The organism is Sphingobacterium sp. WOUb80 (genome assembly GCF_050058145.1).
In the GTDB taxonomy this organism is placed as follows: domain Bacteria; phylum Bacteroidota; class Bacteroidia; order Sphingobacteriales; family Sphingobacteriaceae; genus Sphingobacterium.
Genome location: NZ_CP165617.1, coordinates 4,580,565 through 4,596,191, shown reverse-complemented (window position 1 = coordinate 4,596,191; position 15,627 = coordinate 4,580,565). Strand labels below are relative to the sequence as shown.

Here is a 15,627-nt window from a genome sequence, read left to right as displayed (position 1 = left end):
TTTAAAAACAAACTATGTCACCAGTAATATTATTATCTTTTATAATAATCTATTTTGCGGTTTTGCTTGCTGTAGCTCACTTCACCTCGAAGGGAGCTTCTGATAACTCTACTTTTTTTGTTGCAAACCGGAACTCTAAATGGTATATGGTTGCCTTTGGGATGATCGGCACTGCGCTTTCTGGGGTAACCTTTATTTCGGTACCAGGTGCCGTCGGTGCTTCCGAATTTAGCTATTTTCAATTTGTCCTTGGTAATGCAGTTGGCTTTGTCATTATTGCTTATGTATTGCTTCCGCTTTATTATAGAATGAACCTGACTTCCATCTATACTTATTTGGAGGAGCGTTTTGGGCACACAACCTACAAGACAGGTGCTGCTATTTTTTTGGTTTCACGTACGATCGGTTCGGCATTTCGTCTTTATTTGGTCGCAATCGTATTACAGCATTTTATTTTTGATGCTTGGAATGTGCCTTTTGCGATTACAGTCGTTATATGTTTGTTGTTGATCTGGATGTATACCAATAAAGGCGGTTTAAAGACAATCATTGTAACAGATACCCTACAGACTACCTTTTTAGTAACAGCAGTGATCCTTTCCATCTATTTTATGGCAAAGGGATTGGATTTTGGCATTGTGGATACTTTCGAAGCTGTGAAAGAAAGTAGTTACTCCAAGATCTTTTTCTGGGATGATTTCGTTGGCAGTAAAGCAAATTTTTGGAAACAATTCTTGGGAGGAATTTTTGTGACCATTGCCATGACAGGGCTTGACCAGGATCTGATGCAGAAGAACTTATCGATGGGTACCATTAAAGAAGCGCAAAAGAATATGATCACTTTTACAAGCGTATTTGTGGTCATTAATATTTTCTTTTTAGCTGTCGGTGCTTTGCTGTATATCTATGCGGCTAAAAACGGAATTGATGTCACTCAACTGGCAACACGTGATTATCTATATCCGGAAATCGCATTAAACCACTTGGCTATTGTTCCAGCAATCATCTTTATGATGGGGCTTACGGCGGCTACTTTTGCAACGACGGATAGCGCGCTAACGGCATTAACCACCTCCTTCTGTGTGGACTTTTTGAATTTCAATAAAAAGGAAAACCCTAATGATCCGGCTTTGGTAAAACAGCGTAACTATGTGCATTTCGGTTTTTCCATTATCATGCTGCTGGTTATTCTGATCTTCAAACTGATCAATAATGATTCGGTCGTAAATGCCATCTTTACTGCGGCGAGCTATACTTATGGGCCTTTATTGGGCTTATTCGTTTTTGGAATCTTTACAAAATATGCGGTACGTGATCGCGCTGTACCTTATATCTGCGTACTTTCGCCTACCGTATTGTTTTTACTTAAAACCTATGTTATTGAAGTGTACACGCCATATGTTATTGGATTGGATCTGATTATCATTAATGGCTTTATTACTTTTGTGATGCTTTTGATCAGCTCTCCGGGTAAAGCCAGTGAAAAAGCATTGTCGCACAATTAGTGCTTTTTAACTATAAAAATTTTCTTCATTGCTGAGCAATGTAAACACAAGTATTGATTTTGATTTGTACGTACAGAAAAATTAAGTTAAGTTTGATATACTTAGTTTTTCTGTACGTATGTATCATAGCATAAATGAGACTACGGAATTTATCCGTAGAAAAATTGGAGATTTTACTCCAGAATTCGGTATCATCCTGGGTACTGGTTTAGGTAAGTTGGTTGATGAAATTGAAGTCGAGTATCAGCTGATGTATTCCAATATACCTAATTTCCCTATTTCAACTGTTGAATTTCATTCTGGCAAGCTCATTTTTGGAAAACTGAGTGGGCGCAATGTGGTCGCTATGCAAGGAAGGCTGCATTACTATGAAGGTTACGATATGCAACAGATTACATTTCCGATCCGTATCATGAAGGTTCTGGGTGTGCAGAAATTGTTTGTTTCCAATGCAGCGGGCTCGCTAAATCCCGATGTGAGAAAAGGGGATCTCGGTATTATTGAAGATCACATCAATTTATTGCCAGACAATCCACTTCGCGGACAAAATCTGGCTGAGTTTGGTCCACGGTTTCCGGATATGAGTGAACCTTATAACCGAAAGATGATCGATCAGGCTCTTGAAATTGCCGCCAAGCATGCTATTGTTGCACGAAAAGTTGTTTATGTTTCTTCTGCTGGCCCGAACTTGGAGACAAAAGCGGAATATCGTTATATGCGGCTTATCGGTGGCGATGTGGTCGGTATGAGTACCGTTCCTGAAGTTATTGTCGCTAATCATATGGCTCTTCCAGTATTTGCCATTTCGGTTGTTACGGATGAAGGCTTTCATGAACAGCTTAAACCCGTATCACTACAGGAAATTGTCAGTGTTGCCGAGAAAGCGGAACCTAAAATGACATTAATTTTGAAAGAATTAATAGCTTTGCAATAAATTGCATCTTCATGTAACACTGTTGAGGGAGAAGGTTGTTGGATTTGTGTGGGGTGAAGGGTAATTGGTTCATTCAGGTGAATTTAGCTTTTTTGGTTTTTATATAATTTTAGATGAAGTTGATCGTACGCATACTTGCCGCATGGTGTGTTTTATTTATTTATTCCGTGGATGTCATTGCACAGAGCAAAGAAGATTGGAGCAGTGCATTGGATTCGGCGCGAGCTAAGGAAGATGGGAAGAAGGATTCCGTTATCCTGTCTGCGAAATATATCCGATATGCAACATTGGATATGTTAAAAAAAGCTACTTATACACGTCAGATTGATACATCACATCATAATTATCAATATTATAATCCACAGAACTTACCCTGGAACCCTAGTGTGAATCTTGGCTCCTATGGCTTGGCTACGCGTGACCTATTGTTCCAGCCTAAAAAGACCATTGGTTTCCAGTCTGGTTTTACAGCATTGGAACGTTATTTGTTGAATCCTGATTCCATTCAGTATTTTAGAGCTAGAGCTAGGTACTCCGAATTGTCGGCAGTGGGTTTCTTTTTTAATGACCAGGTTTTTAGGGCGCGGGTAGCCCAGAATATCAATTCCCAATGGAATATGAATGTCGATTTCCATTCGACTAAAACGGATGGCTATTACCTCAATCAGAATTATTCAGACTTAAAGGCTTCGGTAGCCTCCTGGTATGAATCCAAAAATAATCGGTACAATCTTTTGATCAATGCGGTATTTAACCGTTTAGATGCCATGGAGAATGGATCCATCACAGAAGATCTTCCATTTGCGCCAGGAAACAGGCAGGCACCAGATCGGTTCATGCCTAAATTCAATAGTTCTGATAAGAATACCATTCCACGATCTAAATGGTGGGATAATTCTTTCTTCCTAAGGCAGTCGCTCTATCTGGGGCGATTGGATACAATCGATAAAGGTAAGCCTACCATGGAGATCCGTCCAACGAATAGTATGGCACATAATACACGTATTCGAAGACAGACCTATAATTTCTTCAAGAACATGGATGATCTGAATGCAGTATTGCCTTACAACAATAAAGCCTTGGCCTTGAATAATGATAAGACACTGATCACGAATGTTTCCAATGAATTTGAGTACAACTTTTTCCTCAGGGGGAAGTCGGTGTTTAAGAACGAAGCAAAGTTGAATGTAGCCTTCCAGCACGATATGAACTGGGTAGAGCAAAATCAACTGGATTCAAATCGATATTATAATAATCGCGCGGCCTATCCACAGCCGCTGAAGAAATTGCCAGATAGCACCACCTTTAATCGTTTTTATCAAAATGGTATCTTGAAAGGTGAATTGGGCTATAAGTTTTCAGATCGTCTTGATTTTAGTTTAAGAGCCAATCAAATTGTATTTGGCCACAACTTTGGTGATTTCCTGTATGATGCTAAAGTGGATATCGCTATGGGTGATAAAATCGGAAAGGTAACTTTATCAGCTTATTCACAGAATAAGTCCCCTGAAATGGTTTTCGAGAACTTAAATTATACCTATGGAAAATGGAATGATCTGGATCTTAAAAAAACGAAAATTCAGAATCTGGGTTTCCAATATGCCAATCCGATGCTTGGTTTCCATGGCAAGGTTGAGTATTTTTTGATGAATAATTATACCTATTTCGAAGAGCGGCCCAATCCACAGGATGATCCTAAAAATGACAAATGGATTGTTCCGACGCAATTGGGTAAGGCCAATTTGTTGAAAGTTACTGTCGGACAGAAGTTTAAATTAAACCGTTTTACCTTAGATAATCTTGTCGTTTATCAAAAGACAGATCAACAGGATGTGTTGGCGGTTCCCGAGCTGTATACCTGGCATAGTTTGTATTACAGTAATCTTTTCTATAACGTTATCGACTATAGTATAGGTCTGGATGCCAAATTTAATACACCCTATGCAAATCCGAATTATTCGGTCGGGACGGGACAATTTTATAACGCCATCAAACAGATTGAGTTTTCGACTTATCCGGTTATGGATTTGTGGATTACTGCAAACATACAACGGGTAAATATGTTTTTGAGTTATAATTTCTTAAACCAGAACTTTTATCCGCATGGCTACTACACCGTAAGACGTTATCCGATGAATACCGCGAATTTTAGATTTGGCATTTCCTGGAAGTTCTATGATTAAAAATTATTTCCGTGTTTCTTAGCTTGTTGTGATGGTTAAGGCATAAATTCTTCTAAAATAATTTTGAGAATAGAATTTTTAAGCTATATTTGCACACGCAATTAGGGAACGGCGTTCTTTAAAAAAGTATGGAGGCTTAGCTCAGCTGGTTCAGAGCATCTGCCTTACAAGCAGAGGGTCACAGGTTCGAATCCTGTAGCCTCCACCATACAAAGTCGGAGAATTAGCTCAGCTGGTTCAGAGCATCTGCCTTACAAGCAGAGGGTCACTGGTTCGAATCCAGTATTCTCCACCAATCCAAAACGGAGGCTTAGCTCAGCTGGTTCAGAGCATCTGCCTTACAAGCAGAGGGTCACAGGTTCGAATCCTGTAGCCTCCACAAAAGCATCATCCAATGGTGCTTTTTTTTCGTTAGGGGGTTTAGCTCAGCTGGTTTAGAGCACTACCTCGACAAGGTAGGGGTCACTGGTTCGAACCCAGTAATCCCCACAATAAAAAAAGCGTTCATCACGAACGCTTTTTTTATTGTATTGAACCTGCCGGAAAAATAGAACTCCCCGATCAGCTGTTCAATCTTGCTAGGGAAGCTCTAGTGTTTATTTTTTTTTCTTATTTCCGTTTCTTGCCTAATTTAATACCATAGCCTGTTGTCCACTCGATAAAGTCGGCTTTACCACCGTGGGCTTTAATAGAGACGCCGGCAAAGAAGTCTTTGTAAACTTTATAACGTACGCCTGCTCTTAAGTACACGGGCATGCTCTCGCCATTAAATTCGTTGCGATGAAGATAGACCCCAACATTTCCGTTGAGGTAAAGACGTGAATTCAACACGTGATCAATGTAAAATGCCGGGCCGTAGGAAAATAAGGCGGAAAATTTGCCTGCTTTATCACCTGCAACCTTCTCATCATTTCCGCTGGCAGAATAAAATGCATCAAACCCAGCGCCAAGGCGCCATTTGTAGCCGAAATGTCTGCTATAGTATGCGCCCAAAGTCGATTTGAAATATTGGCTGTCATGCTCCCGATCGATCTGTTTGAAACCAAAGGCATAATTGAAATGAAGCTCCTCTGTTTTCTCCATTTTAGGGATACTATTTTTTCTGTAATCAAAGGGTCTATTTGTTGGTGTATAAGAAACGGATAAGCTCAAAGGAACAAGGTTTATCCCTGTGTTGGGTAACGCTAGGGCACCATTGCTGAAATGGTGAAAAGCTGCTCCGGCACCAACCTGAAAATGTTGATTTAACCGGTAGTTGACCTGAAGGCCAAAATCGATAAAAACATTGTTTTTGCTCCCTATAAGTAGGTTGAAAGGATTGTCTTCCTCATTATATGGATTAAACCTGCCGGAAAGACCAAGTGCAATCCGGTAGTTGAAATTCCATCTCGAGTTTACTTTTGGTCTAATGGGAATGGCGACAAAGCCGTAGGCTGCGAACGGTCGGCCTAGGTGTTCCTGACCAAAGGTGCTGCTATAGATTCCAATGCCATATATAGGGTAATTATATATTTCGTTGTAAATGCTTTTGATTGAGTCCTGGAACTGCGTTTGGAAACCAACACGAAAATTAAGCCCACTATAGTATGAATCTGCGAGGGTCTCTTTGGAGCGTTCATTGAATTTAAGTTCGCCTCCGCTTTCATGCTCAAGTTGAAATACAAGTCTCGTCTTGGCAGGGGTACGGCTTTGTAAAGTGTCTTTCGGATTTTCTATTCGGGGTGTGACCTGTGCAGTGGTACGAAAGGAGAGTAGTGCCAGGGTCACAAAAGCAAGTATTCTTGATCTCATGAAATAAAACGTTAGCGTTTTTTAAATTTTTTGCAAAAATAAGAATGATAAATCATTGTAACAATAGTATTTAAACAGTAGAGAAATCTAGTTGAAAAAAATGCCGGTTTTCAGCTACATCCTGTCAATCGGTAGGAAGAGCGTCGGCAGCACTTAAACATCACGATGTCAAATGGGTAAATAATTGTTGTTTATGTGTTTATTGTATTGCATATAAAAAGCAATTTATCTAAGTTTGAGGTGAAAAGAAAAAGGAAATATGATTAAAAACCTATTTAAAATTACTGCTGTTACGTTTGCACTAACAACAGCAGGGGGTGCTTTGTTTGCCCAGAACGCCAAATTTGATTGGAAAGAAGCATCTGAAGGCGGATACACCTACAAGTACGTAACCAATGACCCTACTCATTCACGGTTTTACAAGCTAAAAAATGGCTTAACTGTGATTTTGAGCCCTACCAAAAAAGAACCACGTATCCAAACGTACATCGCTACTAAAGCGGGGAGTAAGACAGATCCGAAAGATCATACCGGTTTGGCCCATTATCTGGAGCATATGCTTTTCAAAGGAACCGATAAATTTGGATCTAAAGACTGGGCAAAGGAAAAGCCTTTGTTGGACCAGATTGATGCGCTTTATGAAAAATACAATGGTACAACAGATGAAACAGAACGGAAAGCAATCTATAAGGAGATTGACAGGGTGTCTGGGGAAGCTGCCAAATATGCAATTGCCAATGAGTACGATAAATTGATGGCATCAATGGGAGCTGAGGGTACAAATGCTTTTACTTCATTTGAACAGACTGTTTATCAGGAACAAATTCCGAGCAATGTCATGGATAAGTATCTGGCGGTACAAGCTGAACGGTTTAGATACCCGGTATTGCGTCTGTTCCATACCGAGCTTGAAGCTGTTTATGAGGAGAAAAATATCAGCTTAGATAAGGATAATCGTAAGGCTGTAGAATCGATGTTTTCAGCGGCTTTTCCTAATAATAATTATGGAAAGCAGACAACAATTGGTACTGTAGAGCATCTCAAAAACCCATCTTTGAAAGCGATTCGTGAATATTTTCATACCTATTATGTCCCTAACAATATGGGGGTTATTATGTCGGGTGATTTTGATCCTACCGAGGTGGTGAAAAAGGTGGATAAGAGCTTTGCCTTTATGCAGGCGAAAGACGTTCCGGCTTATACTTTTGATGCGGAGAAACCGATTTTAACTCCTGTTGTCCGCGAGGTTAAAGGTCCGGATGCTGAATTTATGCTGATGGGATTCCGTTTTCCTGGAGCTGCAACGAAAGATGCCCGTATGCTCAATTTGATGAGTCAGATTTTGACCAATGGATCAGCGGGTTTGATTGATCTGGATTTGGTGAAAAACCAAAAATTGCTAGGAGCAGGTGCTTTCCCATATGTACTTAAAGATTATTCTTTGCTCTTATTGCAAGGTAATCCTGGTCAGGGACAGAGCCTGGAAGAAGTGCAGCAGCTGTTGCTGCAGGAGCTGGCAAAATTGAGAAAGGGAGAGTTTTCGGATGATTTGATCACGGCAATTGTTAATAATGCCAAGAAAGATGAAATCAAGCAAAATGAAAGTTATGGTGACCGTGCTGAATCATTAATGGATGCCTTTACTTCCGGCCAGGATTGGGCATCTGTGGTGGGGTATTCGGATGAGTTGAACAAGATTACCAAGCAAGATGTGGTAGATTTTGCTAACAAATATCTGAATGACAATAACTATGTTGTGGTGTATAAACGTAAGGGGGTTGACAATAATGTTGTTAAAGTTGTTAAACCTGAGATTACGCCTGTTACGGTCAATCGTGATGATCAATCTGATTTCTTGAAGAGGGTGGAAGCGATGCCAGAAGATAAAATTCAACCGGTATGGGTAGATTACAATAAAGATATTCAGAAGGCTACTGCGAATGGTCTGCCTGTGCTTGCTGTAAAGAATTCAGATAATGAGCTGTTCTCGCTGTCGTATCGTTTTGATGGTGGAAAATGGAGCAATAAATTACTTTCTTTAGCTGCTGGTTATCTCGAATTTTTGGGAACAAAAGATAAGTCCAGTGAGCAATTTAGCAAGGATTTTTATCAATTGGCTTCTGATTTTTCGGTTTCTGCAGGAAATGAAGAAACCATGGTGTCGATTTCAGGTTTGAATTCAAACTTTACGGCTACACAGAACTTGATACAAGACTTGTTGCGTAATTGTGTTGTGGATGAGGAGGCTTTCAAAATGTATATTGCCCGTCTTAAAAAAGCAAGAGCAAATGCGAAGGAAAACAAAGGGGCTATCATGGAGGGGTTAAAATCTTATGCGAAATATGGTGCTAAAAATCCGTTTAACAATGTATTTACAGATGCGGAGCTCGATGCTTTAAAGGCGGAGGATTTGGTGAAGGCATTGCACGATTTGGCTAATATGAAACATGCGATGCTTTATTTTGGACCATTAACTGCGACAGAATTTGTTGCGAAAGCGAAGCCTTTGAAACTTGGTGCCGGAGAGTACGTCCAAGCGAAAAAGGCAGTCGTGTTTGCAGAATTGCCAACAAGCAAGAATCAGGTCCTTTTTGCTAATTTCGATATGAAGCAGGCTGAAGTGTTTTGGTATAGAAGTTCAGGTGTATACAACAGTGCCTTGACACCGACTGTTTCATTGTTTAATAATTACTTTGGTGGCGGCATGGGAAGTATTGTCTTTCAAACTATCCGTGAATCGAAAGCATTAGCTTATTCAACTTATGCATATTACGGACAGCCCTACAAAAAAGAAAATCATTATACAGTAGGAGCTTATGTTGGAACGCAGGCTGATAAGTTTAACGATGCGATTAAGGGGATGAATGAGCTGTTGGATGTTTTGCCTGAAAGTGCTAAGGGTCTGGATATTGCGAAAGTAAGTTTGGAAAAATCAATTGCCAGTGAACGTGTGTTGAATGCTTCTATTTTAGGTAGTTATATGGCAGCACAACGTTTGGGAAATGCAACTGATATTCGTAAAGTTGTCTACGAGCAGGCGCCAAAATTAACGTATGGTGACCTAAATACTTTCCACAAGAAAGAGATGAGTCAAAAGCCATATGTTTACTGTATTGTAGCAAAAGAAGAAAGTCTTAAGCCAGAAGATTTGGCGAAACTAGGTGAGGTGAAAAAACTGGACCTAAAGGAGATCTTTGGGTATTAGTCTCGAGGTATTAGTTTTACGTTTAGCAATTTTAGAGAAGCCTTCAGTGTTTACTGGAGGCTTCTTTTCGTATGGAGATATTCGAGTAGCTCTTAAAATCGAAGAATCTCTTCAATCTGTTCGTTGACAAATTGCAGGGTATCTTCTTTGAATAATTGGTCCTCGGCATTTAATTCGTTCTGAACGTTAGGCAGAAAGATTTTGAGTGGAAGAACGTGCATTCTTAAGTAGTGGCATATGCCAGTCAGGTGATCGATGCCGCGGAGGTTGCCATAGCGGCCTGAAGATAGTCCAACCAATGCAACTTTCTTGTGGTAAAAACTAACCGGGAATGTGCAGCAATCGATAAAAAGTTTAAGTGCTCCAGGTATACTTCCATTGTATTCAGGTGCGATGAAAATAAATAGTTTAGCTTTACTGATCTTCTCTTGGATAGGCTCAAATGCAGGGCTTCTTTTTCCGTAAAGATCTGTTTCTAAAATGTTTGCTGGTAGATCTTCCAAAGAAAAGATGTCGCTTTCAATTGACTTACGGTCAAGTAATTGCTGGTAGCATTTTGCTATTTTTAACGTCTTACTATGGGGACGGTTTGTTCCGGATATTATTAAAATCATTGTGTTGTTGATACTTATAAAAAGCACAGTTTCAAAGTGGATACATATCTTGATTTTTTGTATCTTAGCATCCTGAGGATATGTGCTTTCGATCAATCAAAAGTACGAAATATGCTGAACTTGTTCTGTTAATTTGAATTGCGGATAAAGATTTTGGCAAATTGATCTTCAAAAAAGTGAAATGTAGGATTAAATGACATTTTAATTAAGAAAGGTTTTCATTCAAGATGGGAAAAGTAATCGCAATCGCAAATCAAAAGGGTGGGGTCGGAAAAACCACAACGTCAATTAATTTGGCGGCTAGTTTGGCGGTTTTAGAATATAAAACATTGTTGGTCGATGCAGATCCTCAAGCAAACTCTACTTCTGGGATTGGCTTTGACCCTCGTACAATCAGCGCAAGTGTATATGAGTGTTTGGTGAATGACCTGGATCCCCGTGAGGCTATCCAGTCAACTGAAACACCAAATTTAGATCTGTTACCTGCCCATATCGATTTGGTTGGGGCAGAAATTGAGATGATCAATATGCATGAAAGGGAGTACAAGATGAAAAAAATCTTGGATCAGGTGAAACAGGATTATGATTTTATTATCATTGATTGTTCTCCTTCCTTAGGCTTAATTACAATCAATGCATTGTCTGCTTCAGACTCTGTCATTATTCCAGTACAATGTGAATACTTTGCTCTTGAAGGACTTGGTAAGTTGTTGAACACAATTAAAATAGTTCAGAACCGTTTAAATACTAGTTTGGAGATCGAAGGGATTTTGTTGACTATGTATGATGTTCGTTTGAGACTATCAAATCAGGTGGTTGAAGAGGTGAAGACGCATTTCACGGATTTAGTTTTTGACACGATTATTCAGCGAAATACCCGTTTGAGTGAAGCCCCAAGCTTTGGGATTTCTGTTATCATGCATGATGCTTCCTGTAAAGGAGCAATCAATTATTTGAATTTGGCGCGTGAGATCCTACAGAAAAACGGGCATCTTAATGAAATGAATAAAACAGTAACCGCATAATATGGCAGCACATCAGCGTAAAACAGGACTGGGAAGAGGCTTAGGTGCGCTATTAAACGATAGTGTAGAAGTTCCTGCTAAGAGTAATCAGCAAGTGGAGGAGGCTCCTTTGGTGAATCCAACTGCTGTAAAAACAACAAAAGAGAATGGCAGTATTAGCCATGTTCGTGTAGAAGAAATATCTGTCAACCCTTTTCAGCCGCGTACAGAATTTGACCCGGTTGCCTTACAGGAGCTGTCGGAATCCATTATTTTACAAGGTTTAATTCAGCCGATTACCGTACGTAAAATTTCAGACGGTAATTATCAGCTGATCTCCGGGGAGCGACGTCTCCGCGCTTCACGTCTGGCTGGAATCAACGAAATTCCAGCTTATATACGTACCGCCAATGATCAGCAGATGCTGGAAATGGCCTTGATTGAGAATATTCAGCGGGAGAACTTAAATGCGATTGAAGTCGCTTTGAGTTTTCAGCGCATGATTGAGGAATGTAATTTAAAACAGGAAGAATTGGGAGAACGTGTCAGCAAAAACCGGTCTACTGTTACAAATTATCTTCGTTTGTTAAAACTTCCACCGGTCATTCAGGCTGCAATACGTGATGGAGCATTAACGATGGGGCATGCCCGCGCATTGATTAACATTCCAGAAGTAGACAAGCAACTTTATATTTTTAAGTTGATTATTGATCAAGGACTATCGGTACGTAAGGCCGAGGAATTGGTTCGAGAGTTACAAAAAGGTGGTAAGAAAAAAGCTGGAAAGGATAAGGCTCCGATGTCTTTTCAACTACAGAAAATTGAAGATGATCTGGCTTCAAAATTTTCTTCTCGTGTCAAATTGAATCTGAAGAGCACAAAAGGAAAAGGTGCTATTGAGATCCCTTTCGAATCGGAGGATGATTTAAGTCGCATTCTTGAATTGTTAGATTGGTAATATGGCCAAGTTAATAAGCCTGATATTTGCGGTGTTTATGTTGTCGATGGTGCATGGGCAGGCTGTGGATACAATTGCTAAGAAGCAGGTAGCACCAGTCAAAATAGACAGCATAAAGCAAAAAGCGGTACAGGATACCGTAAAGAAAGAATCTCGGAAGGAACGTAAGAAGCGGGAGAAGGAGGAGGCTAAAGCGAAAGAGAAGGTTGTGTTTAAGGATTCGACCCGCTTGGCTATTGAAGCTAAAAATAAACAAGCTTGGAAACGTTCCTTGGTCCTTCCTGGCTGGGGACAATATACCAATGGTGGCGTCTGGTGGATAAAAGTGCCTGCTATTTATGGTGGGTTGATAACAACCGTTCTGGTTTTTGATTTTAATAACCGTTATTATAAGGAGTTGTTGGGGGTATTGCAAGATAAGGCTTTAGGAAGACCGATCGATCCTTATTATATTAATATTTCGGAACAATCTATTATACGTGCGAAGGATAATGCGCGGCGAAATCGAGATCTCATGGTACTACTCACGCTTGGGGTCTATGGTCTGAATGTTGCAGAAGCTTATATTGACTCCATGCTTAAATATCGTTGGAGTATTGGTGACGACAAACCCAAGAAGACCGCTTTCTTAATTGGACCTACTTTAATGGACGCCAGTCTCGCGTCGGGCACTTATTCGTTTAAACCTACGGTAGGACTTAAATTGACAATGAAATTCAATTAAAATTTCGTGTTCCTAAGCATACATTTCGATTGGAAATGACTGTTGATCAGGGTTTGTATAATTTGTCTTCCAGTGGTTATTGTGCATATCTTCGCTTGTTAAGATCGATGTTTGTGGTTTTTAAACATGGGTATTTCATTGAAATTTTTTAATTTTAAAAATAAACTATACTTTTTTCTAAATATATGAACATCATTCTCTTGGGATATGGCAAAATGGGGCAGATTATCGAACGATATGCACTGAAAAGAGGCCATCAAATTTTTTTAGTTGTCGATGAACATAATCGTCCTAACCTGACCGCTGATGATATGAAAGGAGCTGATGTCGCAATAGACTTTAGCGTACCTTCTGCAGCACTGGATAATATGAATCTTTGCCTTGAGGCTGGGGTGCCTATTGTAGTCGGAACAACGGGTTGGTATGACCAACTAGAGGTTGTTAAGGCTAAGTGCTTAGAGGCTGATGGTTCCATTTTGTATGGATCTAACTTTTCCATCGGCGTGAATGTGTTTTTCCATATCAATAGAATGTTAGCGAAGGCATTACAACCGTATAAACAATATGATGTTCAGGTAGAGGAAATTCACCATATCCACAAATTGGATGCACCAAGCGGTACAGCAATTACCATTGCTGAAGGAATATTGGACAATAGCGATGTAAAAACCAACTGGGTGAATACGGTTGTCGGTGAGCAAGATGAAATTATTCCAAAACCGCAGGAACTTTTAATAGAAAGTCATCGTATCGAAGAGGTTCCGGGAACACATACGGTGCTTTATAGTTCTGAGGTTGACCAAATAGAATTTAAACATACTGCACATAGCCGTGATGGGTTTGCCTTAGGTGCTGTTGTTGCTGCTGAGTGGTTGAATGGCAGAAAAGGTTTCTATCAGGTTACTGAAATTTTTGATTTTAATAAATAGTACTAATAAGTAGATTATGGGCTTAATTATATTTGCGGTTTTAACAGCAATATCTGGATATGGATTGTGGCAATTGTTTGTTAAAGCTGGCAGAAATGGCTGGGAAGCGATCGTACCTTTTTATAGCCAGTATATTCAGGCGAAATTGACAGGAAGACCTACATGGTGGGTAATTTTATTGCTCGTGCCAATTGTCAATATCTTTGTTTTCTATAATCTTTACCTTGATTTTATCCATTGTTTTGGAAAGCGCCGTTTTTGGGAAAATGCTGCTGCAGTTTTAGTCCCTTTTATTGTTCTGCCCATGTGGGCAAAGGACAATAATGTGCGTTTTTTGAATGGTTTATATGCAAAAAATTTAAAGGCCGCTAGCCAAGAAGGTGTTGAACTGACAGAGGAAAAACGTGCAGAAATTGCACTTGAATCTTATAAAGATTATAAAATTAAATATCCGTACAAGAAATCCATGGTACGCGAATGGGCAGATGCCATTGTATTTGCAACTGTGGCAGCGTCGCTTATTCGTGGCTTTCTGATCGAAGCTTATATGATTCCGACAGGATCGATGGAACGCACATTGTTGATTGGGGATTTCTTATTTGTCAGCAAGTTGAATTATGGACCACGTGTTCCTAATACGCCGATAGCATTTCCTTTTGCACATCATACGATGCCCATTACTGGAGGGAAAGCATATTCTGAATTGATAGAACTACCTTATAAACGTCTACCTGGATTTCAAAAGATTGAACGCAATGATGTTGTTGTTTTCAATTTTCCTGCTGGTGACACTGTTGCGCTAGAGAATCAAAATGCAAGTTATTATGATCTTGTTCGGGCTTATGGTTGGCAGACTGTCAATTCGCAGTTTACGATTCAGGCAAGACCGATTGATAAACGGGAGAACTATATTAAACGTTGTGTCGGATTACCGGGTGATAAGATTTTCATGAAGGATGCCAAACTCTTTGTGAACGATCAACCAGGATTTGATCCTCCTGAAAGCCAGTTGGACTATCTCGTATTAACCGATGGTACACCATTAAATATGGATAGGTTAAGAGAGTTGAGAATTGAAGCAGTAGGTGGTGATCAGCAACCTGGTGTTTATCAGTTGTTCATGACAAAAGATGAATTGGCTATTGTAAAATCTTGGTCGAATGTCAAAGAAATCAGAAGAAGTCCTGTTGGCGAAGGATGTTATCCATACGATCCGCAATACAAATGGGATTTTGATAATTTTGGGCCGATTTTAATCCCGAAGAAAGGGTGGACAGTAGCATTAAATACACAGACTCTACCGATTTATGAGAGAGCTATCCGTGTTTACGAGAATAACAAGCTCGAAAAACGATCGGATGGGATCTATATCAATGATGTTAAGGCAGACCATTATACATTTAAAATGGATTATTTTTGGATGATGGGTGATAATCGCCATAATTCGCTCGATTCAAGAGGCTGGGGATTTGTCCCCGAAGACCATGTGGTTGGAAAGGCTTTATTTACTTGGATGAGCTGGGATGAGATTGGTACAGGACTTTCGAAAATCCGCTGGAACCGTATCTTTAAAGGAATTCATTAGTCATTGCAAATCTGCAATGGAGCCTTCCTATGTGGAGGGAATAAAAAGGGCTTTCGTGAGAAGGCCCTTTTTTCTGAAAGTATTTTTTCTATTTGCTGGAGAAAACCTTTAATTCGCTTTTACAGCTGATCGTGCCAACGAAATTATAAAGGTTGATGTTTTTGTAGTTCTCTAAATCAAAAGAGGCTGACTGAT

Annotated in this window: 11 protein-coding genes and 4 tRNA genes; 13 read left to right on the top strand and 2 right to left on the bottom strand. The window is 39.8% G+C overall.

Annotated elements, in window-relative coordinates; translation table 11 throughout:
- The first annotated feature begins 14 nt into the window (after positions 1-14).
- The 7 genes from AB1Z56_RS19090 (at position 15) to AB1Z56_RS19060 (ending at position 5,111) form a co-directional block, all read left to right on the top strand.
- The gene (locus tag AB1Z56_RS19090; protein ID WP_313267666.1) at positions 15-1,505 is read left to right on the top strand and encodes a sodium:solute symporter; all 1,491 of its coding nucleotides are present in this window, start codon (positions 15-17) and stop codon (positions 1,503-1,505) included.
- Positions 1,506-1,623: 118 nt separating this feature from the next.
- Positions 1,624-2,439: a purine-nucleoside phosphorylase gene (locus tag AB1Z56_RS19085; protein ID WP_309365539.1), complete on the top strand. Its 816-nt coding sequence runs from the start codon at positions 1,624-1,626 to the stop codon at positions 2,437-2,439.
- A gap of 113 nt (positions 2,440-2,552) precedes the next feature.
- Positions 2,553-4,622 carry a putative porin gene (locus AB1Z56_RS19080; protein WP_426789871.1) on the top strand — a complete coding sequence of 690 codons (2,070 nt, stop codon included), beginning with the start codon at positions 2,553-2,555 and terminating at the stop codon, positions 4,620-4,622.
- A gap of 130 nt (positions 4,623-4,752) precedes the next feature.
- Positions 4,753-4,830: transfer RNA gene (locus AB1Z56_RS19075), tRNA-Val, on the top strand.
- Between the two features lie 9 nt (positions 4,831-4,839).
- Positions 4,840-4,917: transfer RNA gene (locus AB1Z56_RS19070), tRNA-Val, on the top strand.
- Between the two features lie 9 nt (positions 4,918-4,926).
- A tRNA-Val gene (locus tag AB1Z56_RS19065) sits at positions 4,927-5,001 on the top strand.
- Between the two features lie 35 nt (positions 5,002-5,036).
- Positions 5,037-5,111 (top strand) — tRNA-Val (locus AB1Z56_RS19060).
- A gap of 120 nt (positions 5,112-5,231) precedes the next feature.
- On the opposite strand, the gene AB1Z56_RS19055 is transcribed toward AB1Z56_RS19060, so the two are convergent.
- Positions 5,232-6,413 carry an acyloxyacyl hydrolase gene (locus AB1Z56_RS19055; protein WP_426789870.1) on the bottom strand — a complete coding sequence of 394 codons (1,182 nt, stop codon included), beginning with the start codon at positions 6,411-6,413 and terminating at the stop codon, positions 5,232-5,234.
- Between the two features lie 259 nt (positions 6,414-6,672).
- Between AB1Z56_RS19055 and AB1Z56_RS19050 the strand changes: the two genes are divergently transcribed.
- Positions 6,673-9,618 carry an insulinase family protein gene (locus AB1Z56_RS19050; RefSeq protein ID WP_426789869.1) on the top strand — a complete coding sequence of 982 codons (2,946 nt, stop codon included), beginning with the start codon at positions 6,673-6,675 and terminating at the stop codon, positions 9,616-9,618.
- 92 nt (positions 9,619-9,710) lie between these two features.
- Here the strand turns inward: AB1Z56_RS19050 and AB1Z56_RS19045 are convergent, their stop codons facing one another.
- Positions 9,711-10,232, bottom strand: coding sequence for an NADPH-dependent FMN reductase (locus tag AB1Z56_RS19045; RefSeq protein ID WP_309365547.1), 522 nt, complete (start codon positions 10,230-10,232; stop codon positions 9,711-9,713).
- 227 nt (positions 10,233-10,459) lie between these two features.
- Between AB1Z56_RS19045 and AB1Z56_RS19040 the strand changes: the two genes are divergently transcribed.
- The 5 genes from AB1Z56_RS19040 to lepB all read left to right on the top strand — a co-directional run bounded on the left by AB1Z56_RS19040 (position 10,460) and on the right by lepB (position 15,432).
- A complete protein-coding gene (locus AB1Z56_RS19040; RefSeq protein WP_070561294.1) occupies positions 10,460-11,257 on the top strand; it encodes a ParA family protein in 798 nt (265 codons plus the stop codon).
- Between the two features lies 1 nt (position 11,258).
- Positions 11,259-12,194 (top strand): ParB/RepB/Spo0J family partition protein, encoded by a 936-nt coding sequence (locus AB1Z56_RS19035; protein ID WP_309365552.1) that lies wholly within the window; start codon positions 11,259-11,261, stop codon positions 12,192-12,194.
- Position 12,195: 1 nt separating this feature from the next.
- A complete protein-coding gene (locus tag AB1Z56_RS19030; protein WP_309365554.1) occupies positions 12,196-12,918 on the top strand; it encodes a DUF5683 domain-containing protein in 723 nt (240 codons plus the stop codon).
- A gap of 185 nt (positions 12,919-13,103) precedes the next feature.
- The gene (gene dapB / locus AB1Z56_RS19025) at positions 13,104-13,847 is read left to right on the top strand and encodes a 4-hydroxy-tetrahydrodipicolinate reductase (protein ID WP_313267652.1); all 744 of its coding nucleotides are present in this window, start codon (positions 13,104-13,106) and stop codon (positions 13,845-13,847) included.
- Positions 13,848-13,863: 16 nt separating this feature from the next.
- Entirely contained in the window at positions 13,864-15,432 is a 1,569-nt protein-coding gene (gene lepB / locus AB1Z56_RS19020; RefSeq protein ID WP_426789868.1) for a signal peptidase I, read from the top strand.
- Positions 15,433-15,627: the final 195 nt, after the last annotated feature.